Here is a 21,616-nt window from a genome sequence, read left to right as displayed (position 1 = left end):
GATCGGATGGATATCATGAGCTCCTCCTCTGTCCCTCTCGATGTCGATTCTGCGATCGCCCACCTGATGAACTTCCTCTCGGTCGAGGGCGTGACCGGGCAGGAAGCCAACATCGCGGCGGCCGTCAGCGACGCCTTGAAGAAGGTCGGCGTGCCGGCTTCGGCGATCCGCTTCGACGACGCCAACAAGCGCATCCCGGTGCCGACGCAGACCGGCAACCTGATCGTCGAGCTGCCCGGTACGCGGCCCGGCCCGCGCCTGCTGTTCTCGACCCATCTCGACACCGTGCCGCTCTGCGCCGGCGCCAAGCCGAAGCGCGAGGGCGATCGCATCGTCTCGGACGGCACCACCGCCCTCGGCGGCGATGCCCGCACCGGCGTCGCGCTGCTGGTCGTGCTGGCGGAGACGCTGCTCAAGAACAAGCTGCCCCATCCGCCGATCACCCTGCTCTTCACCGTCCGCGAGGAGAGCGGGCTGCATGGCGCGCGCGAGCTGAACCCGGCCGATCTCGGCGGGGCCGTCATGTGCATCAATGTCGACGGCCAGCTCGCCTCGGAACTGCTCGTCGGAGCGGTCGGCCAGGAGAACTGGGAGGTCGAGATCACGGGCAAGGCCTCCCATGCCGGCGTCGCGCCGGAGAAGGGCATCTCCGCCACGCTGGTCGGCGCCCTCGCCATCACGGAGGCCCGGAAGAACGGCTGGTTCGGCAAGGTCGTCAAGCCGGACGGGCACGGCACCAGCAATGTCGGCATCTTCGGCGGCAAGGGCGGCACGGTTGCCGCCGGCGATGCGACCAATGTCGTCACCGACTATGCCTATATCCGCGGCGAGGCGCGCAGCCCCGAAGCCGCCTTCGCGACCAGGATCGCGATGGGCTACAAGGAAGCCTTCGCCAAGGCGCAAGGCGAGGTGAAGGATCACGAAGGCGACCCAGCCGAGGTGAAGTTCACCCAGAAGCCGGCCTACCCGCCCTTCGAACTGGGCAAGGACGCCCCGGTCGTGAAGCGCGCCGCCAAGGCGCTCGGGCTGCTGGGCATCGAGCCGACCTATCTGTTCTCCAATGGCGGCCTCGACGCCAACTGGCTCGACAAGCACGGCGTCCCGACCATCACCATCGGCGCCGGCCAGGCCGAGATCCATACCATCAAGGAATTCGTGAGGCTCGACGAATACGAGAAGGGCTGCCGTCTCGGCGTGCTCATGGCGACGATCGAAGACTGACGCTTTTTGCGGGGCTCCGGCTTCCGGCGCCCCGCCGACCGGTCCGGTAGCCGAAACGGCCCTCTAGAGCAGGATGCGATCGGATTGAATCAATCCGATCGGTGAATCCGTCTCTAAACTTAGACGAGAGCTCCAGGGAGCTGCACGATTGAGCCCGATCGCTTACACCGGCACCATCATCGCCGTCGCCGTCGTCCTGTTCGTCTGGAACAGGATCCCGGTGGTCCTCGTCGCCATGATGACCGCGCTGTCGCTGTGGGCGACCGGGGTCCTGACCCTGCCCCAGGCGCTCGGCGGATTTGGTGATCCGGCGGTCATCTTCATCGCTTCGCTCTTCGTCGTCAGCTCCGGTCTCGAGGTCACCGGCGTCACGGCCTGGGCCGGCCAGCTCCTGATCAAGGGGGCGGGCGAGGAAAGCCGGACGCGCCTGCTGCTCCTGACGATGGCCCTGGTCTCGGTGCTGAGCGCGCTCATCAGCGTCAACGGCGCCGTCGCCGCGCTGCTGCCGGTGGTCGTCGTCATCGCGGTCCGGCTCAGGCGCAACTCCTCGCAGCTGCTGATGCCGCTGGTCTTCACCGCCCATGCCGGCTCGATGCTGGCGCTGACCGGTACCCCGGTGAACGTTCTGGTCGCCGATGCCAGCATCGATGCCGGGGTCGGCGGCTTCGGCTTCTTCGAATTCGCACTGGTCGGGGTGCCGCTGCTCGCAGGCACGATGGCGATCATCATCCTGTTCGGGCAACGCCTGCTGCCGGAGCGCAACGGCGCGACCATGCCCGCCGATTTCAGCCGCCACGCCAAGACGCTGGTCGAGCAATACGGCCTCGTCAGCGGCGTCTACCAGATGCGCGTGCGCGCAAGCTCGCCCTATATCGGCGCCGGACCCGCCGCGATCGACCTGTCGGCCCATCCCGGGCTGCAGCTCGTCGCCGTCCAGGACGGCGAAACGGCGAGCCCGCTGCGCCGCCAGCAGATTGCCGAGGGCGACCACCTGCTGGTGCGAGGCGATGCCGACGCGGCCGCGGCGCTGGCAGCCGCGATGCATCTGGCCTTCCGCGAGGAAGCCAAGCAGGGCCCGGGTGAGGAGACGCTGTTCAACCAGCGCTCGGGCCTCGCCGAGGTCGTCATCCCGCCGCGTTCGGGCCTGATCGGCGAGCGCGTGTTTCCCGGCATGGTCACCGATAGCGGCGACCTGATCGTCCTGGCCGTGCAGCGCGCCGGAGCGGAGATCGCCGCCGAGAACGCGACCAAGGATTCCGGCGGAATCGTGCTGCAGGCCGGCGACACCATGCTGCTGCAGGGGACCTGGAAAGCCCTGGACGTCCATCTCGACGATCCGGACGTCCTGGTCGTGAGTTCGCCGGAAATGGTGCGCCGCCAGGCCGTGCCGATGGGCCCCGGCGCCAAGCAGGCCGTCGCCATCCTGGTGGCGATGGTGCTGCTGCTCGCCACCGGCATCGTGCCGCCGGCTGTCGCCGGCCTGCTCGCCGCCGGCGCGATCATCCTGTCGGGGATCATGAATGTCGAGCAGTCCTATCGGGCGATCAGCTGGACCACGGTGATCCTCGTCGGCGCGATGATGCCGCTCTCCACCGCCATGGTCGAGACCGGGGCGGCCAAGCTGATGGCCGAGAAGCTGGTCTATATGGTCGGCGATGCCGGACCGGTCGCGCTGCTGGCCGGGCTGTTCGTCCTGACCGCCGTCATGGGCCAGCTGATCAGCAACACGGCGACCGCGCTAATCGTCATACCGATCGGCGTCGCCGCCGCGACCAGCATGGGCATTTCGCCCCAGCCGGTGCTGATGAGCACTGCGGTCGCAGCAGCGGGCGCCTTCCTGACCCCGATCGCCACCCCGACCAATCTGATGGTGATGGGGCCGGGCGGCTACGCCTTCAGCGATTACTGGAAGCTCGGGCTGCCGCTGCTGATCTGGTTTTTCGTGGTGGCGGTTTTCATCGTGCCGCTGATCTGGCGCTTCTGAGGGCACAGGGCAGGCGGTGGCGCGCGTCACGCGCGCAATGTTTCGCCCGGCCCGGCGCCCCGGGCCGCCGGCATGGAACGACCGGACGCGATGGCGTCGGTCGGACATCAAACCAAGGAGGTTCACTTGATCCATCTTCGCGCGGCGGCAATCGCCGCTGGAATCGTCGTCGGGGCGCTCTGCTCCGGCAGTGCTTCGGCAGCCCCTGCTTCCGCAGGCGGTATCGCGCTGGCGAACCCCGGCGTCGAGCTGGCGCAGTGGCATGGCTCGCGCTCGCGCCATGTCCGCGGGCGCTGCTGGTGGGAGCACCGCCGGGTGCGCGACCATCGCGGCCGCTGGGTCACACGCCGCGTCCAGGTCTGCCGGCGCTAGAGCACGCGCCGATCCGGTTCCAGAGCCGGATCCTGTCAGTCGGAATCGCTTTGCGATCCCGACTGAAAGCCTATTCTGGCTGGGCTTGCCTGGCCCGCACGACGGGCCCGGCTCGCTCGGAAGCGCCGGGCACCGGACCGAGACGTCAGGGTGCGAGGTGCGGGCGACCGCATCGCAGCATGCAGATCGGCTGCGCCTCGCCTTGAATCGATGGATTGCAACCTTGGGAGTGCGGTGATGATCAGGGTCGGAGCGAAGTACCAGCATCTTGTCGGCAATGCCGGCTGCCTCTGCCACAGCCCCCAGATGCAGAGGGTCACGAAGCGCCTGAGCGATTTCTCGCGCCGCGGCTTCCTGGCTGGCCTGGGGGCGGCGCTGGTCTCGGCGGGGCGGCCCGGACCTGCCCTCGCCGCCGCTCCCGTAGGACCTCCCGGCAAGATCATGTTCCGGAACCTGCGTCTCTTCGATGGCAAGGCCGATGCGGTTCGCGGCGGAATCCAGGTGCTGGTCGATGGCCGCAGGATCGTTTCCGTCGATGCGACCAACAACCCGGCGCCTGCCGATGCCCGCACGATCGATTGCGGCGGCCGGGTGCTGATGCCGGGCCTGATCGATGCGCATTGGCACACGCTGTTTGCTGCCGTGCCGCTGGCAGTGCTGATGGCGGCGGATCCCGGCTATATCTTCGCCGTCGCCACGGCCGAGGCCGAGCGCACCCTGCTGCGCGGCTTCACGACGATCCGCGACCTTGGCGGCCCCGTCTTCTCGTTCAAGCGGGCGATCGACGACGGGGTGATCGCCGGACCGCGCATCTATCCGTCCGGGCCGATGATCACCACCACCGGCGGCCATGGCGACCTGCGCGTGCTGTCGGACCTGCCGCGCACGCCCGACCGGCTCAGCTCGGTCGAGACGCTCGGCGGCGCCATGATCGTCGACAGTGTCGGCGAGATGCAGACGCGCACGCGCGAGCAACTGCTGCAGGGCGCTTCCCAGCTCAAGATCGTCGGCGGCGGCGGCGTGTCCTCGCCGCGCAGCCCGCTCGACATGTCCACCTTCAGCGAGACCGATCTTCGCGCCGCCGTCGCCGTGGCGAAGGACTGGAACACCTATGTCACCGTGCACGCCTATGCGTCGAATACGATCCAGCGCGCTATCGCCGCCGGCGCCGCCTGCATCGAGCATGGGCATCTGATGGACGAGGACACGGCGAAGCTGATGGCCGACAAGGGCGTCTGGCTGAGCATCCAGCCCTTCCTGAGCGCTGAGGATTCCGTGCCGCTGACCGGCCCGAGCCAGGAGAGGCTGCTTCAGGTGGTCGCCGCGACGCACACCGCCTACGAACTGGCGCGCAAGCACAAGATCAAGACGGCCTTCGGCTCCGACATGCTGTTCTCGCCGGCCGTCACCGCGCGTCAGGGAACGATGCTGGCGCATCTGGCGCGCTGGTACGGCAATGCCGAAATCCTGAGAATGGCCACCTCGACGAATGCCGAGCTGCTGGCCCTGTCCAACCTGCGCAACCCCTATCCGGGCAAGCTCGGCGTCATCGAGCAGGGCGCCTTTGCGGACCTCCTCGTCGTCGATGGCAATCCGCTCGAGACCATCGGACTGATCGCAGACCCGGACAAGAACCTGCGGATCGTCATGAAGGACGGCGATATCTACAAGAACACCCTTGCCGGTTGAGCAAGGGCCAGTTCGCCGGCCTGAGCTGGCTGCACAGATCGCCGTGCGTCCGTTCGGACGCAAGAGAGCCGATCAGGTTGATGCAACCTGATCGGCTCCGGCTCTGGCGGGCCGCGTGCATGGTGATGGCTTGCAGCGTCTGGCCCGTTTTCGCGACGCCGGCGATTCAGTAGCCCAAAGCGGCTTCCAGCGGCCCCTTCGGCAGAGGCACCAGGAACCAGACCTCGAACATGAAGAAGCTGACGGTCGCGATGCTGACCGACACGACCATTGCCTTCCAGAGCGGGAACTTGCCGAAGAAGATCATGAACGCGCCGATATAGATCGCGGCGGAGACGTAAATGCCGATAAAATTCGCCGCCAGCACGAAGATGACGGCTGGAACGAAGATCGCGGCCATTCGCTTGATGCCGGGAACAGTCACTGCGACGTTGTCGCCCGCTGGCGTCCGCGGCAGCGCCTGGGCCAGGTTGACGATGCTCGCAATCCCCATCGCAAGCACGATGTAGAACGGAAAGAGACCTGGCCGCGGCCCTTCATTCGGCTTCCAGGAGATTCCGAGCCGCAGGCTGTCGACCATGACGATCGCGCAGACGACAAGGAAAAATAGCGCAACCGCGATATCCAGCGTGCGGTAGCTGAAGAGCGGACGCCCCTCGGCCTCGTCATTGCTGTCCATTGATAGACTCCTCCGCTGGATCAAGATGGCTTGCGCTGGATCAAGACGGCCTGGCACGATGGCTGGAACTGTCCCGGTCCGGAATCTTTCGCGATCAGTTCCGAAATGCCCGAACCGGAAGTCGATAGAACCCTGTTGTCCGTCCACTCCGGCCTGGCCTTCCGCCATGGGCCGTGCCGGCGGATCGCAAACGAACCCAGTTGGGAGTCGGCCGCGATCCCGATTTGTCTAGAGCCCATTCCGATCAGCTTGCACCGCAAACTGATCGGCTCCGGCTCTGGTCTGCCCGCCCCTCACTGCGTCGCGAGGAAGCCGGCCTCCTTCATCAGGCCGGCATGGTGCGCCTCGGCGCTCGTGACCCATTTCTCGTAATCGGCCCCGCTCATGAAGGTCTGGTTGAAGGCGCCCTTCTCCATGAATTCCTGCCAGTCCGGCGTCGCCATCACCTTCTTGAACAGATCGACATAGAAATTGACCTGCGCCGGCGTCGCATTCTTGGTGGTGAAGATGCCACGCAGCATCTGATACTCGACCGGCAACCCCGATTCCTTGCAGGTGGGAATATCGCTCCAGGATTCCTTTTCGGTGACCTTCGCCGTATAGGTCGAGCGCTTTGCGTCGAAGATGCAGAGCGGGCGCAGCTGGCCGGCACGCCATTGCCCGACGGCTTCGATCGGGTTGTTGACGGTCGAATCGACATGCTTGCCGACAAGCTGCACCGCCACCGTCCCGCCGCCGGAATAGGGGACGTAGGTGAATTTCTTGCCGCCGGTCTGCCGCTCGATGGCCGCCGTGACGATCTGGTCTTCCTGCTTGGAGCCCGTGCCACCCATCTTGAACTGGCGATCGGTGCCGGCCTTCACCGCCTCGATGTATTCCTTTGCCGTCTTGTACGGCGTATCGCTGTTCACCCAGAGGACGAACTGGTCGAGCGCTAGCATGGCGACCGGCTTCATGTCTTTCCAGTTGAACGGCGATCCGGTACCCAGCGGCGTCGTGAACAGGTTCGACAAGGTGATGGCGATCTTGTGTGGATCGCTTGCGTTGGCCTTCATCTCCAGAAAGCCTTCCGCACCAGCGCCGCCAGCCTTGTTGATGACGATCAACGGCTGCTTCATCAGGCTGTGCTTCTGGATGATGCCCTGGACGAAACGCGCCATCTGGTCGGCACCACCGCCCGTTCCCGCCGGGATGATCAGGGTCACGGGCTTGGTTGGCTCCCACCCCTGCGCCCAGGCGGGCGCGATCAGGCAGGCACTCGCCGCCAGCGCTCCCGCAATCCTCTTGGCCTTCGACATTCTGCTCCGGATCATCATGCTCTCTCCCCTGATCGGCGGCTTGCTGCCGCGTTGGCACAGTCATGAAGTCGAGTGTCGTCAAGACCGGTAGTCGGCCCTATGCCACGCGAGCGATCGCGCCGTTGCCGGCGAGCTTGGCGCGCAGCATCTGCAGCGCCGGCCAGAAGGCCATCACGACGCCGAGCGTCATGATGCCGCCGCACAGCCAGTTCGACCAGAAGACGCTGACATCGCCCTGCGAAACCAGCATGGCCTGCCGGAACGAGCTTTCCGCCTGATCGCCCAGCACCAGCGCCAGAACCATTGGCGGCAGCGGGTAGCGCAGCTTGTTGAACAGGTAGCCGAGCACGCCGAACACCAGCATCATCCAGACATCGAACATCGCATTGTTCACGGTGAAGGCGCCGACCGCGCAGATGAAGACGATCGCCGGCGCGATGATGGAGAAGGGCACGCGCAGGATCGCGGCGAAAAGCGGCACGCAGGTCAGGACCATGATCAGCCCGACGACATTGCCGAGATACATCGAGGCGATCAGGCCCCAGACGAAGTCGGGCTGCTCGACGAACAGCAGCGGCCCCGGCTGAAGGCCCCAGATCAGGAGCCCCCCGAGAAGCACGGCCGCCGTCGGAGACCCCGGGATGCCGAGCGTCAGCATCGGCAGCAGAGCGGAGGTTCCCGCCGCGTGGGCTGCCGTTTCCGGCGCGACCACGCCCTCGAGCTCGCCCTTGCCGAAATTACTGCCATTCTTGGAAAGGCGCTTGGCGATGCCGTAGCCCATGAAGGAAGCCGGCGTCGCGCCGCCCGGGGTGATGCCCATCCAGCAGCCGACGATGCAGCTGCGCAGGAAAGTCAGCCACATCCTGGGCAGCTGCTTCCAGGTGCGGATCACCGCATCCATGCGCAGCTTGGCGGTGGCGCCGTTGAACTTGAGTCCATCTTCCATCGAGCACAGGATTTCGCCGACGCCGAAAAGGCCGATGACTGCCACGAGGAACTTGAAGCCGTTCAGCAGTTCATCCTGTCCGAATGTCATCCGGAGCGTGCCGGTCATGCCGTCGAGGCCGACGGAGGCCAGCGCGAAGCCGAGGCACATCGAGGCGACCGTCTTGAACGCCGAGCCGCGCCCCATGCCGATAAAGCTGGCGAAGGTCAGGAACTGCACCGCGAAGAATTCCGCCGGGCCGAATTTCAAGGCGAATTTCGCGACCACCGGCGCGAGGAAGGTGATCAGGCAGACGGCGAAGATCGCACCGACGAAGGAGGATGTGAACGCGCCGACCAGCGCTTCGTCGGCCTTGCCGTTCTGCGCCATCGGGTGCCCGTCGAAGGTCGTCGCGACCGACCAGGGCTCGCCGGGAATGTTGAACAGGATCGAGGTGATGGCGCCGCCGAACAGCGCGCCCCAGTAGATGCTGCTCAGCAGGATGATCGCCGAGGTCGGCGGCATGCTGAAGGTCAAGGGCAGGAGAATGGCGACGCCGTTCGCGCCACCCAAGCCCGGCAAGACACCGATGATGACGCCGAGCGTGATGCCTATCACCATGAGCATGATGTGGTAGGCGCTGAGAGCAACGGCGAATCCGCCCATGAGGGCGTTCAGTTCATCCATAGCGCTTCGTCCCCATACATTGGCGTGTTCTGGGACCGCGCAATAACCAACGCGGAACCGACTGGCCTTATTGGAAGGAGCCTAAGATGGATTGTTGTGGCATGCAATATGCCATTTTTAGGATGCAGCGCAGCATAATAATTGCGGGATTACGGCCGTTGCGCCCCTTTTTCTTTCATTATATGGTATGCCAGAAACCACCGCGACCCGGCGCAGGATGCGCCCCGGGTATTTGGGCAGGACGGCACGGAAATCGATCTCGCAATGGTCAAAGCACGACTTGAAATTCAGCCGATCGAGGAGGTTCAGAGCCTCAAGAGCCGCACCTATGACGCGTTGAAAGCGGCGATCGGCGCGATGAAGATCTACGACGCCGGCGCCGAACTGCGGCTCGATGAACGCGCCCTCTCGCTCCAGTTCGGCGTCAGCCGGACGCCGTTGCGCGAAGCGCTCGCCCAGCTCGAACAGGAGGGCCTGGTCAGGATCGCGCCGCGCCGCGGCATCTATATCGTGCGCAAGACCAAGACCGAGATCCTCGAGATGATCACGGTCTGGGCGGCGCTCGAAAGCATGGCCGCGCGCCTCGTCACCGAGGTCGCTTCCGATGCCGAGATCGCCGGCCTGCACGACCTCGTCGACATCTTCGACAACGCCGCCATCGAGAAATACATGAGCGGGTATTCGGACGCCAATATCCGCTTCCATGCGGCGATCATCGCGCTGTCGGGCTGCAAGCTGATCGCCGAGATCACCAACGGCCTGTTCACGCATGTGCGTGCCATCCGCCAGCGCACGATCTTCGAGAAGGATCGCGCCCGCCGCTCCATCGTCGATCACAAGGAGATCGTCGAGGCCCTGGAAGCGCGCAATGGGGAGCGCGCCGAGCGGCTTGTCCGCGAGCACACGCTCAAGCTGAAGCAACATGTCGAGCAGTTCGTCCAGCTCGACTGAGCGGGACCAAGGCAACCAACAAAGTAGCTGAGAAGAAGCAATCGTTAGGGAGAAAGCGGGATGTCCGCAGTCGTACAAAGCATCTCTTCTGCCGCGCCCGAAACAGAGCGCGAGCTGACCGACGGCTTCAACCTCATCATCGATGCGTTGAAGCTCAACGGCCTCGACACGATCTACGGCGTGCCGGGCATCCCGATCACCGACTTCGGCCGCATGGCGCAGGCCGCGGGCATCCGCGTGCTCTCGTTCCGCCACGAGCAGAACGCCGGCTACGCCGCCTCGATCGCCGGCTTCCTGACGAAGAAGCCCGGAATCTGCCTCACTGTTTCGGCGCCCGGATTCCTCAACGGCCTGACCGCGCTCGCGCACGCGACCACAAACTGTTTCCCGATGATCCTGATCTCGGGCTCGTCGGAGCGCGAGATCGTCGATCTGCAGCAGGGCGATTACGAGGAGATGGACCAGCTCGCCGTCGCCAAGCCGCTCTGCAAGGCGGCGTTCCGCATCCTGCACGCCCAGGACATCGGCATTGGCCTTGCGCGCGCGATCCGCGCTGCGGTCTCCGGCCGGCCCGGCGGCGTCTACCTCGATCTGCCGGCCAAGCTGTTCGGCCAGGTGATGGACGCCGAGGTTGGGGCGAAGTCGCTGGTCAAGGTGATCGATGCCGCGCCAGCGCATATTCCGGCGCCGGACTCGATCCAGCGCGCGCTCGACGTGCTGAAGGGCGCCAAGCGGCCGCTGATCATTCTCGGCAAGGGCGCGGCCTACGCCCAGGCCGACGACGCGATCCGCCAGTTCGTGGAAAAGAGCGGCGTTCCCTTCCTGCCGATGAGCATGGCCAAGGGCCTGCTGCCGGATCTTCATCCGCAATGCGCCGGCGCGGCGCGCTCGACGGTGCTGAAGGATTCCGACGTCGTCATGCTGATCGGCGCCCGCCTCAACTGGCTGCTCTCGCACGGCAAGGGCAAGAGCTGGGGCGACGCACCGAAGCAGTTCATCCAGATCGACATCGAGCCAAAGGAGATGGACTCCAACGTCGAGATCGTCGCGCCCGTGGTCGGCGACATCGGCTCCTGCGTCTCCGCGCTGCTCGCGGGCATGGGCGACGCATGGCCGGCGCCGCCAGCGGACTGGACTGCGTCCGTCGCCAAGAAGCGCGACGAGAACGTCGCCAAGATGGCGCCGCGCCTGATGAACAACAACGTGCCGATGGACTATCACGGCGCGCTCGGCGTGCTGCGCACGATCATCAAGGAGCGGCCGGACGCCATCCTCATCAATGAAGGCGCCAACACGCTCGATCTCGCGCGCGGCGTCATCGACATGCATCAGCCGCGCAAGCGTCTCGACGTCGGCACCTGGGGCGTGATGGGCATCGGCATGGGCTACGCCGTCGCCGCCGCCGTCGAGACCGGCAAGCCCGTGCTCGCCGTCGAGGGCGATTCGGCCTTCGGCTTCTCCGGAATGGAGGTCGAGACGATCTGCCGGTACAATCTGCCGGTCTGCATCGTCATCTTCAACAATAACGGCATCTATCGCGGCACCGACGTCAACGACGCCGGCGCCGATCCCGCCACGACCGTGTTCGTCAAGGACGCGCGCTACGACCGCATGATGGAGGCGTTCGGCGGCGTCGGCGTCAACGCGACTTCGCCCGACGAGCTGAAACGCGCCGTCAACGCGGCCATGGACAGCGGCAAACCCACTTTGATCAACGCGGTGATCGATCCGACCGCCGGCAGCGAAAGCGGCCGCATCGGCAATCTGAATCCGCAAAGCGCCCTCAAGAAGAAATAAGGGAGGACCCAATGAAAGCGCTCGAAGGCGTCAAGATTCTCGATTTCACCCATGTGCAGTCGGGGCCGACCTGCACGCAGCTCCTCGCCTGGTTCGGCGCCGACGTCATCAAGGTCGAGCGCCCCGGCACCGGCGACATCACGCGCGGCCAGCTCTGCGACGTGCCGGATGCCGACAGCCTCTATTTCACGATGCTGAACCACAACAAGCGTTCGATCACGCTCGACACCAAGAACCCCAAGGGCATGGAGGTGCTCTGGGAGATGGTGAAGACCTGCGACGTGATGGTCGAGAACTTCGCCCCCGGCGTGCTCGACCGCATGGGCCTGACCTGGGCGAAAGTGCACGAGGTCAATCCGCGCATGATCGTCGCCTCGATCAAGGGCTTCGGCCCGGGGCCCTACGAGGACTGCAAGGTCTACGAGAACGTCGCGCAATGTGCCGGCGGCGCCGCCTCGACCACCGGCTTCCGCGATGGGCTGCCATTGGTAACCGGCGCGCAGATCGGCGATTCGGGCACCGGCCTGCATCTCGCGCTCGGCATCGTCACGGCGCTCTATCATCGCACCCATTCCGGCCTCGGCCAGAAGGTCGATTGTGCGATGCAGGACGGCGTTCTGAACCTCTGCCGCGTCAAGCTGCGCGACCAGCAGCGCCTCGGCCACGGCCCGCTCAAGGAATACAGCCAGTTCGGCGAAGGCGAGCCCTTCGGCGACGCCGTGCCGCGCGCGGGCAATGATTCGGGCGGCGGCCAGCCCGGCCGCATCCTGAAATGCAAGGGCTGGGAGACCGACCCCAACGCCTATATCTACTTCATCACCCAGGCGCCGGTCTGGGAGAAGATCTGCGACGTCATCGGCGAGCCGGGCTGGAAGACCGACCCGAACTACGCCAAGCCGCCGGCCCGCCTGCCGCGCCTGAACGAGATCTTCGGGCGGATCGAGCAATGGACCATGTCCAAGAGCAAGTTCGAGGCCATGGACATCCTCAACGAGTACGACATCCCCTGCGGGCCGATCCTCTCGATGAAGGAGATCGCCGAGGAGAAGTCGCTGCGCGACACCGGCACCGTGGTCGAGGTCGATCATCCGACGCGAGGCAAGTACCTCTCGGTCGGCAACCCGATCAAGCTCTCCAACAGCCCGACCGAGGTCAGGCGTTCGCCCCTGCTCGGCGAGCACACCGAGGAAGTGCTGCGCGACGTGCTGAAGCTCGACGAGGGCCGCATCGCGGCGATCACCGAATCCGGTGCCACGGGAGCCGTGACCCGCGCGGCGGCGGAGTAAGTCCACGCTCCTTGATGGCAATCGGCGGCGGAACCTCGGCAACGGGGTTCCGCCTTTTTTGTAGGCGGGGCGGGCCAATGAGCGGCCCTCTTCTTTCTTCCCTGCGAATAGCGCTGCAAAAACCAGGGGGTGCGGCCCCTACACCTTGCGGCAAGGCAATCGCATCTGCCCTCAGTCCTCATCCTGAGGAGCGCTCCACCGGAAGCGCGTCTCGAAGGATGAGGGCTCAAAAAATCCGGATGCGATTGCCTACCTTGTGGGGAGCGCCCAACGAGAACGGCGGCCCGGCGGCCGCCGTTTCCAGTTTCGCCCTTCGCCTCGCCTCATGCCAACGGCTTTTGAGTTTGATCCTTGTGCGGGTCTGGCCGTCATTGCGAGGAGCGAAGCGACGAAGCAATCCAGAGGGACGTCGAGCGAGCCCTTCTGGACTGCTTCGCTGCGCTCGCAATGACGGAGAGCGTACGGCTCCGGTCAACCGCGAAGGCCGTTGGTATTACTCCGCCGCGGCGCTCAGCGTTTCCGCGGCGGGCAGCACCCTGACGGCGCAGAACTTGAACTCGGGGATCTTGCCCACCGGGTCGAGCGCCGGATTGGTCAGGAGGTTGGCGGCCGCCTCCGCATAGCAGAACGGCAGGAACACCATGTTCTGCGGCACGTCGCGATCGCTACGCACCTTCACGGCGACCGCGCCGCGCCGCGTCTCCAGCCTGACGAAGCCGCCGGGCGCGATGTCGAGGCGCCCCAGATCGCGCGGCGACATCAGCGCGACCGCCTCCGGCTCGAGCTCGTCGAGCACGCCGGCGCGCCTCGTCATCGAGCCGGTATGCCAATGCTCCAGCACGCGGCCGGTCGAGAGCACCATCGGATACGCCTCGTCCGGCAGCTCGTCTGGCGGCACGATCTGGGCCGGCACGATCCTGGCCCGCCCGCTCTCGGTCGGGAAGCCTTGCGCGAAGATGATCTCGTTGCCCGGCTGGTCCGGCCCGTCGACCGGGTAGGTCACCGCCCCTTCCCGCTCCAGCCGCTCCCAGGTGATGTTCTTGAACGAGGGCATGACCAGCGCCATCTCGGCGAAGACGTCGGCCGGGCCCTGATAGCGCCAGTCGCAGCCCATGCGCCGGGCGAGCTCCTGGATGATCCACCAGTCCTGCCGGGCCTCGCCGGGCGGGCGCACCACCTGCCGGGCCATCTGCACGCGCCGGTCGGTATTGGTGAAAGTCCCGACCTTCTCGGCGAAGGCGGAGGCCGGCAGCACGACATCGGCGTGGAAGGCAGTCTCGGTCAGGAACAGGTCCTGCACGACGAGATGGTCGAGCATCGCCAGCGCCCCGCGGGCATGGTTGAGGTCGGGGTCGGACATCGCCGGATTCTCGCCCTCGATATACATGCCGGTGATCTCGCCGGCATGGATCGCGTTCATGATCTCGACGACGGTCAAGCCCTTCTTCGGATCGAGCGACTGGCCCCAGAGTTCCTCGAAGATCGAGCGAACCTCCGCCTTCTCGACCGACTGGTAATCGGGGTAGACCATCGGGATCAGGCCGGCATCGGAGGCGCCCTGGACGTTGTTCTGGCCGCGCAGCGGATGCAGGCCGGTGCCCGGCCGGCCGATCTGGCCGGTGACCATGGCAAGCGCGATCAGGCAGCGGGCATTGTCGGTGCCGTGGATGTGCTGGCTGATCCCCATGCCCCAGAAGATGATCGAGGCCTGCGAGCGGGCATAGGCGCGCGCGACCTCCTTCAGCATCTGCGCCGGGATGCCGCAGACCGCCTCCATCTTCTCCGGCGGGAAGGCCTGGATGCTCTCCTTCAGCCTCTCATAGCCTTCCGTGTAGCCGGCAATGTACTGCTCGTCGGTCAGCCCCTCGGTGATGATCGTGTGCAGCATCGCGTTCAGCATGGCGACGTCGCTGCCGGGCTTGAAGGCGAGATGCTGCCAGGCATGGCGCGACAATGCCTGCCGTCGCGGATCCATGATGACGAGCTTGGCACCCTTCTTGGCCGCATTCTTGATGAAGGTCGCCGCGACCGGATGGTTCACCGTCGGATTGGCGCCGATGACGATGATGAGTTCGGCGTCGAGGGCAGCCGAGAACGGAGCAGTGACGGCGCCCGAGTTGACGCCCTCCATCAAGGCCGCGACCGAGGAGGCGTGGCAAAGCCTGGTGCAGTGATCGACATTGTTCGAGCCGAAGCCGGTGCGTACCAGCTTCTGGAACAGATAGGCCTCCTCGTTCGAGCCCTTGGCCGAGCCGAAGCCGGCAAGCGCCTTGCGGCCCTTCCCGTCGCGGATGCGCGTCAACCCCCTGGCCGCGATGTCGAGCGCCTCCTCCCAGGAGGCTTCCCGGAAATGCGTCCAGGGATTGGCAGGGTCGACCTGGTCGCGCGCGTCCTTCGGCATGTTGGGCAGCCGCACCAGCGGCTTGGTCAGCCGGTGCGGGTGGTGGATATAGTCGAAGCCGAAGCGGCCCTTGACGCAGAGCCGGTTATGGTTGGCCGGGCCGTCGCGCCCTTCGGCGTAGACGATCGCCTCGTCCTTGATGTTGTAGGTGACCTGGCAGCCGACGCCGCAATAGGGGCAGAGCGAATCGACCTTCTTGTCGGGCCAGACGGTGCGGGTCTGGTTCTCGTCGAGGAAGGCCGAGGGCATCAGCGCCCCGGTCGGGCAGGCCTGCACGCATTCGCCACAGGCCACGCAGGTCGACTGGCCCATCGGGTCGTCGAAATCGAAGACGATCTTGGTGCCGGCGCTGCGATAGGCCATGCCGATCACGTCGTTGACCTGGACTTCCCGGCAGGCCCGCACGCACAGGCCGCACTGGATGCAGGCATCGAGATTGACGCGCATCGCGGTGTGGCTGACATCCGAAGGCCAGCGCTCGAGCGCCGGAAAGCGGCTTTCGGTGACGCCGGTCCTGTCGGCCCAGTTCCAGAATTTCGAGGTCGGGTCATGCGAGGTCGCCCGCGCCGGCTGGTCGGCGACGAGCAGTTCCATCACCATCTTGCGGGCTTTCTCGGCGCGCTCGGTCCCGGTATGGACCTTCATGCCGACGCTGGGCTTGCGCATGCAGGAGGCGGCGAGCACGCGCTCGCCCTCAATCTCGACCATGCAGGCGCGGCAATTGCCGTCGGCGCGGTAGTCCGGCTCCGGCGAGTAGCACAGATGCGGGATCGCGGTGCCGAGCCGCTGCGCCACCTGCCAGATCGTCTCGCCATGGCTGGCCTCGACACGCTCGCCATTCAGTTCGAAGCTGATGCCCTGGGTCATTCCGCGGCTTCCGTCGTCATGAATTCCTCGGGAAAATAGCGCATCACGCAGGACAGCGGATTCGACGCCGCCTGGCCGAGTCCGCAGATCGAGGCGTCGCGCATCGCCTGCGAGAGCTCGCCGAGCAGTTCCTGGTTCCAGATCGGCCGCTGCATCAGCATCACCGCCTTCTGCGTGCCGACGCGGCAGGGCGTGCACTGCCCGCAGCTCTCATCCTCGAAGAAGCGCATCAGGTTCAGCGCCGCGCCGCGGATGTCATCATGGTCGGAGAGCACCACGACGGCGGCCGAACCGATGAAGCAGCCATGCTTTTCGAGGGTGCCGAAATCGAGCGGGATGTCGTCCATCGAGGCCGGCAGGATTCCGCCCGAGGCACCGCCCGGCAGATAGGCATGGAAGCGGTGACCGTCCTGCATGCCGCCGCAGAATTCCTCGATCAGCTCGCGGATGGTGACGCCGGCCGGCGCGAGCTTGACGCCGGGCTCCCTGACCCGGCCGGAGACCGAGTAGCTGCGCAGGCCCGTGCGGCCGTTGCGGCCATGCGAATTCCACCAGCCATTGCCCTTCTCGACGATGTCGCGGACCCAGTAGAGCGTCTCGACGTTGTTGATCAGCGTCGGCTGGCCGAAAAGGCCGACCTGGAACGGAAAAGGCGGCTTGTGGCGCGGCAGCCCGCGCTTGCCCTCGAGGCTTTCGAGCAGCGAGGATTCCTCGCCGCAGATATAGGCGCCGGCTCCCCGGCGCATATGGATCGTTGGGCCGCCCGGCGGCAGCTTGGCGATCTCTCGCGTCAGGATCTCGCGCGCCAGCGGGTATTCGTCGCGCAGATAGATGTAGACGTCGCTGGCCTCGACGACATGCGCGCCGATCAGCGTGCCTTCGAGGAAGCGGTGCGGATCGGTGTTGAGGTAATGGCGGTCCTTGAAGGTGCCGGGTTCGCCCTCGTCGCCATTCACCGCCATCAGGCGCGGGCCCGGCTCGCCGCGCACGGCGCGCCATTTGCGGCCTGTCGGGAAGCCGGCGCCGCCGAGCCCGCGCAGGCCGGAATCGTCGAGAACGGCGAGAATGGATTCGATGCTGCGCTCGCCCGAGCGCAAGGCGTTCAGCAGCGCGTAGCCGCCGCCCGCGACATAGGCGTCGTAGTCGACGTAATCGGCGAGGTGCGGGTGGGTGTCGCCCGCCGCGATCGCGGCCAGCACCGCCTGCGGGGTCGCCTGGTGCAGGAAATGGTGCCCGACCTCCGCGACAGGCGCCTGGTCGCACAGGCCGAGGCAGGGCGCCCGGACGACGCGCACGCCGGGCCCGACCGTCTTCTCGAGCCCGTCATGCAGTTCCTGGGCGCGGTGCATCGCGCAGGTCAGGCTGTCGCAGACGCGCACCGTCAGGGGCGGGATCGACGGCTCGCCTTCCTTCACGATGCCGAAATGGGCGTAGAAGGTCGCAGTCTCGAAGACTTCGGCGAAGGCGAGCTTCATCTCGTCGGCGAGCGCCGCCAGGTGCGCCGCGGAGATCTGGTGATAGCGATCCTGGATCAGATGGAGATGCTCGATCAGGAGGTCGCGCCGGCGCGGGCGATCGCCGAGCAGGGCTTCGATCTCCTGCAGCGCCCGAGGTTCGACCTGCCGCCCCTTCGGCGTCGACTTGGCGCGCTTCCGGCCGAGGCCCGGATGCTCGAAGGCCTGGACATTATGGTTATGCTGGTCGTGCTGCCCGCTCATCGGCCGAACCATTCTCCCTGACCGGAACCGCCGTTCCGCTTGCCTGTGCCGTTATGTCAGCACTTGCGGCGAGCTTCGAGGATATCCGAAAGCTTCTAAGCTGCCAATCTCTGGCATGCATAATGCCAGAGATTGGCAGCCGGCATTTTCGAGGCCGGCCGCGGCCAGCGAGCCCGCAATCTGCGCCACGGTCATTCGCCCTCTTGACAGCGCAGCATATTGGCATGCCAAATACCAATATTGACCCTGACCGGGGGCGAATGTGCCGGAGAACACGGCACAGCGCGACTTGTGAATCAGTGAAGAAATTTCCACGGGAGGAAATCCATCATGGCGAATCAGGCCGCCCTCAAGACCAATCCGCACGGTACGGCGGGCGACAAGGCAACAGTCCGCAAGGTCCTGGACGGCGTCAAAGCCGATGGCCGCACCGGCCTGACGGCCCCTGAGGCCAAGCTCGTCTGCGACGCCTACGACATTCCGCTGCCCAAGGAAGGCCTCGCCAAATCGGCCGACGAGGCCGTCAAGCTCGCCGGCGGCATGGGCTATCCGGTCGTCATGAAGATCGTTTCGGCCGATATCCTGCACAAGACCGATGCCGGCGGCGTGATGGTCGGGGTCAAGAGCGACGCCGAGGCGCGCAGCGCCCATGACACGATCCTGGCCAATGCCCGCAAATACAAGGCCGATGCCAAGATCGAGGGCATCCAGGTCCAGCAGATGCTGCCCTCGGGCGCGACCGAGACGCTGGTCGGCGCGATCACCGATCCCTCCTTCGGCAAGCTCGTCGCTTTCGGCCTCGGCGGCATCCTCGTCGAGGTGCTGAAGGACCTGACCTTCCGCCTCGCGCCGGTGAACGAGGCGCAGGCGCTCGACATGATCGGCTCGATCAAGGCCAAGGAGATGCTCGACGGCGTGCGCGGCGGCGATCCCGTCGACCGCGGCGCGCTCGCCTCGATCCTCGTCCAGGTCTCGACGCTGCTCGACGACTTCCCCGAGATCGAGGAGCTCGACCTCAACCCGGTCTTCGCCACGAAATCCGGCGCGACCGCGGTCGATGCCCGCATCGTCTGCAATTTCGAGGCGCGCAAGGAGCGCTTCCGTCCCGACGAAGCGGCCATCCTCAAATCGATGAACCGCATCTTCCACCCCAAGGCGGTGGCGGTGATCGGTGCCTCGAACGAGGCCGGCAAGATCGGCAATTCGGTGATGAAGAACCTGATCAATGGCGGCTACAAGGGCGAGATCGTCCCGGTCCACCCGAAGGCCGAGATGATCGAGGGCAAGAAGGCCTACAAGTCGATCCTCGACTATCCCGGCCAGGTCGATGTCGCGGTCTTCGCCGTGCCCGCGCCGCTCTGCAACGGCGCCATGGACGAGGTCGGCCGCAAGGGCGTTCCCGGCGCGGTGATGATCCCGTCGGGCTTTGCGGAATCGGGCGAGCCCGAATTGCAGGACGAGCTGCTGGCGACGGCCCTCAAGCACAATGTCCGGATCATGGGTCCGAACATCTACGGGTTCTACTATACGCCGGAGAACCTCTGCGCGACCTTCTGCACGGCCTTCGACGTCAAGGGCAAGGCCGCCCTCTCCTCGCAGTCGGGCGGCGTCGGCATGTCGATCATCGGCTTCGCCCGTTCGACCAAGATGGGCGTCTCCTCGATCGTCGGCCTCGGCAACAAATCCGACATCGACGAGGACGACCTGCTGGTCTTCTTCGAGCAGGACCCCAATACCTCGGTCATCGCGATGCATTGCGAGGATCTGAAGGACGGGCGCGCCTTCTCGGAGGTCGCCACGCGCGTCTCGAAGAAGAAGCCGGTGATCGTGCTCAAGGCCGGCCGCACTGCCTATGGCGCCAAGGCCGCGGCCTCGCATACCGGCGCGCTCGCCGGCAACGACAAGATCTATGACGACGTCCTCAAGGCCTCGGGCGTCATCCGCGCCCCGTCGCTGCGCGGCATGCTGGAATATGCCCGCGGCGTGCAGGTCCTGCCGACGCCGAAGGGCGAGAACGTCCTGATCATCACCGGCGCCGGCGGCTCGGGCGTGCTGCTCTCGGATGCCTGCTTCGACAACGGCCTCAGCCTGATGAAGATGCCGGAGGATCTCGACGCGGCCTTCCGCAAGTTCATCCCGCCCTTCGGCGCGGCCGGAAACCCGGTCGACATCACCGGCGGCGAGCCGCCGCTGACCTACCAGAACACGGTCAGGCTCGGCCTCAACGACGAGCGCATCCACGCCCTCATCCTCGGCTACTGGCACACCATCGTGACCCCGCCGCTGGTCTTCGCCGACAAGATGATCGAGGTCGTTACCGAAGCGCGCGCCAAGGGCATCGACAAGCCGATCGTCGCCTCGCTGGTCGGCGATGTCGAGGTCGAGAAGGCCTGCGAAAAGCTCTACGATCACGGCATCGTGGCCTATCCGTACACCACGGAAACGCCCGTCGAGGTGCTCGGCGCCAAGTATAAGTGGGCGCGTGCCGCCGGCCTGATCAAGGGCTGAGCGGGCGGCGGTGGATTCCGGCGACGCCCGGAATCCGTCTCGCATCGCCGGCAACGCCGGCCGGCCATCCGCCTATCGCGTGACACCCCCTCCCCTTGCGGGGAGGGGGTGGCTCCATCCACTATTTCAAGGCTTCTGTTCCGAATGGCCGGCGCCACGGAAAGGCCCGGTCGCTCTCCCTGAGATCCGAGAGAGATCGCGATGAACATCCATGAATACCAGGCGAAGGGGCTGCTCAGGGAATTCGGCGTGCCGGTTCCCGACGGCTATCCCGTGCTCACCGCCAAGGACGCGGAGGCCGCAGCCAGGCAGCTGCGCGGACCGGTCTGGGTGGTAAAATCGCAGATCCATGCCGGCGGCCGCGGAAAGGGCACCTTCAAGGAACCGGAAGCCGGCGAGAAGGGCGGCGTGCGCCTCGCCAGGTCGGTCGATGAGGCGAAGGCCTTCGTCGATCAGATGCTCGGCCATACGCTGGTGACGATCCAGACCGGCCCGGCCGGCAAGCAGGTCAACCGGCTCTATATCGAGGACGGTTCACTGATCGACCGCGAATTCTATCTTTCGATGCTGGTCGACCGCGAAACCTCGCGCATCGCCTTCGTGGTCTCGACCGAAGGCGGCATGAACATCGAGGATGTCGCCCATGACACGCCGGAGAAGATCCTGACCTTCTCTGTCGACCCGGCCACCGGCATCATGCCGTTGCATGGCCGGACGGTCGCCGAAGCGCTGCAGCTCACCGGCGACCTCGCCAAGCAGGCAGAAGACCTGACGACGAAGCTTTACGCGGCCTTCGTCGCCAAGGACATGGCGATGCTCGAGATCAACCCGCTGATCGTCACCAAGGACGGCAGGCTGCGCTGCCTCGACGCCAAGATCTCCTTCGACGACAACGCGCTCTATCGCCATCCGGAGCTCTACACGCTGCGCGACGAGACGGAAGAAGACGCCAAGGAGATCGAAGCGTCCAAGCACGACCTCGCCTATATCGCGCTCGACGGCACCATCGGCTGCATGGTCAACGGCGCCGGTCTCGCCATGGCGACGCTCGACATCATCCAGCTTTATGGGGAATCGCCGGCGAACTTCCTCGATGTCGGCGGCGGCGCTTCCGAGGAGAAGGTCACGGCGGCCTTCAAGATCATCACCGCCGACCCGAAGGTGAAGGGCATCCTCGTCAACATCTTCGGCGGCATCATGAAGTGCGACGTCATCGCGCGCGGCGTCATCGCC

General features: G+C 65.7%; 14 protein-coding genes. 9 read left to right on the top strand and 5 right to left on the bottom strand.

Going from position 1 to position 21,616, the window contains the following annotated elements; genetic code table 11:
• The first annotated feature begins 15 nt into the window (after nt 1–15).
• The 4 genes from V6M56_RS12955 (at nt 16) to V6M56_RS12940 (ending at nt 5,266) form a co-directional block, all read left to right on the top strand.
• Nucleotides 16–1,221, top strand: coding sequence for a M20/M25/M40 family metallo-hydrolase (locus V6M56_RS12955; RefSeq protein ID WP_442881151.1), 1,206 nt, complete (start codon nt 16–18; stop codon nt 1,219–1,221).
• A gap of 148 nt (nt 1,222–1,369) precedes the next feature.
• Entirely contained in the window at nt 1,370–3,205 is a 1,836-nt protein-coding gene (locus V6M56_RS12950; protein ID WP_332684284.1) for an SLC13 family permease, read from the top strand.
• A gap of 126 nt (nt 3,206–3,331) precedes the next feature.
• Nucleotides 3,332–3,577 carry a hypothetical protein gene (locus tag V6M56_RS12945; protein WP_332684282.1) on the top strand — a complete coding sequence of 82 codons (246 nt, stop codon included), beginning with the start codon at nt 3,332–3,334 and terminating at the stop codon, nt 3,575–3,577.
• Between the two features lie 237 nt (nt 3,578–3,814).
• Nucleotides 3,815–5,266, top strand: coding sequence for a metal-dependent hydrolase family protein (locus V6M56_RS12940; protein ID WP_332684281.1), 1,452 nt, complete (start codon nt 3,815–3,817; stop codon nt 5,264–5,266).
• A 166-nt stretch (nt 5,267–5,432) separates the two neighbouring features.
• On the opposite strand, the gene V6M56_RS12935 is transcribed toward V6M56_RS12940, so the two are convergent.
• The 3 genes from V6M56_RS12935 to V6M56_RS12925 form a co-directional block, all read right to left on the bottom strand.
• A complete protein-coding gene (locus V6M56_RS12935; RefSeq protein WP_332684279.1) occupies nt 5,433–5,945 on the bottom strand; it encodes a tripartite tricarboxylate transporter TctB family protein in 513 nt (170 codons plus the stop codon).
• A 293-nt stretch (nt 5,946–6,238) separates the two neighbouring features.
• Complete coding sequence (locus tag V6M56_RS12930; RefSeq protein ID WP_332684277.1) at nt 6,239–7,243, bottom strand: Bug family tripartite tricarboxylate transporter substrate binding protein; 1,005 nt, start codon at nt 7,241–7,243, stop codon at nt 6,239–6,241.
• A 97-nt stretch (nt 7,244–7,340) separates the two neighbouring features.
• Nucleotides 7,341–8,855 (bottom strand): tripartite tricarboxylate transporter permease, encoded by a 1,515-nt coding sequence (locus tag V6M56_RS12925; protein ID WP_332684276.1) that lies wholly within the window; start codon nt 8,853–8,855, stop codon nt 7,341–7,343.
• A 264-nt stretch (nt 8,856–9,119) separates the two neighbouring features.
• On the opposite strand from V6M56_RS12925, the gene V6M56_RS12920 reads away from it, so the two are divergent.
• The 3 genes from V6M56_RS12920 to frc are packed head-to-tail and all read left to right on the top strand — an operon-like array spanning nt 9,120 to nt 12,889.
• A complete protein-coding gene (locus tag V6M56_RS12920; protein ID WP_332684274.1) occupies nt 9,120–9,806 on the top strand; it encodes a GntR family transcriptional regulator in 687 nt (228 codons plus the stop codon).
• 60 nt (nt 9,807–9,866) lie between these two features.
• Nucleotides 9,867–11,603, top strand: coding sequence for an oxalyl-CoA decarboxylase (oxc, locus tag V6M56_RS12915; protein WP_332684273.1), 1,737 nt, complete (start codon nt 9,867–9,869; stop codon nt 11,601–11,603).
• A gap of 11 nt (nt 11,604–11,614) precedes the next feature.
• Nucleotides 11,615–12,889 carry a formyl-CoA transferase gene (gene frc / locus V6M56_RS12910; protein WP_332684271.1) on the top strand — a complete coding sequence of 425 codons (1,275 nt, stop codon included), beginning with the start codon at nt 11,615–11,617 and terminating at the stop codon, nt 12,887–12,889.
• A gap of 493 nt (nt 12,890–13,382) precedes the next feature.
• On the opposite strand, the gene fdhF is transcribed toward frc, so the two are convergent.
• Entirely contained in the window at nt 13,383–16,157 is a 2,775-nt protein-coding gene (gene fdhF, locus V6M56_RS12905; RefSeq protein ID WP_332684269.1) for a formate dehydrogenase subunit alpha, read from the bottom strand.
• Nucleotides 16,154–17,875 carry an NAD(P)H-dependent oxidoreductase subunit E gene (locus V6M56_RS12900; protein ID WP_332684268.1) on the bottom strand — a complete coding sequence of 574 codons (1,722 nt, stop codon included), beginning with the start codon at nt 17,873–17,875 and terminating at the stop codon, nt 16,154–16,156. The genes fdhF and V6M56_RS12900 overlap by 4 nt, the downstream gene beginning before the upstream one ends.
• A 330-nt stretch (nt 17,876–18,205) precedes the next feature.
• On the opposite strand from V6M56_RS12900, the gene V6M56_RS12895 reads away from it, so the two are divergent.
• Both V6M56_RS12895 and sucC read left to right on the top strand, forming a co-directional pair.
• Nucleotides 18,206–20,383, top strand: coding sequence for an acetate--CoA ligase family protein (locus V6M56_RS12895; RefSeq protein ID WP_332684267.1), 2,178 nt, complete (start codon nt 18,206–18,208; stop codon nt 20,381–20,383).
• Nucleotides 20,384–20,584: 201 nt separating this feature from the next.
• A partial coding sequence (gene sucC / locus V6M56_RS12890) for an ADP-forming succinate--CoA ligase subunit beta (protein ID WP_332684265.1) occupies nt 20,585–21,616 on the top strand: 1,032 nt, incomplete at its 3' end.

It is taken from the genome of Allobosea sp. (assembly GCF_036675845.1).
Lineage (GTDB): Bacteria > Pseudomonadota > Alphaproteobacteria > Rhizobiales > Beijerinckiaceae > Allobosea.
The sequence above is the reverse complement of the archived record's forward strand: the minus strand, read 5'-3'. Positions and strand labels throughout refer to the sequence as shown.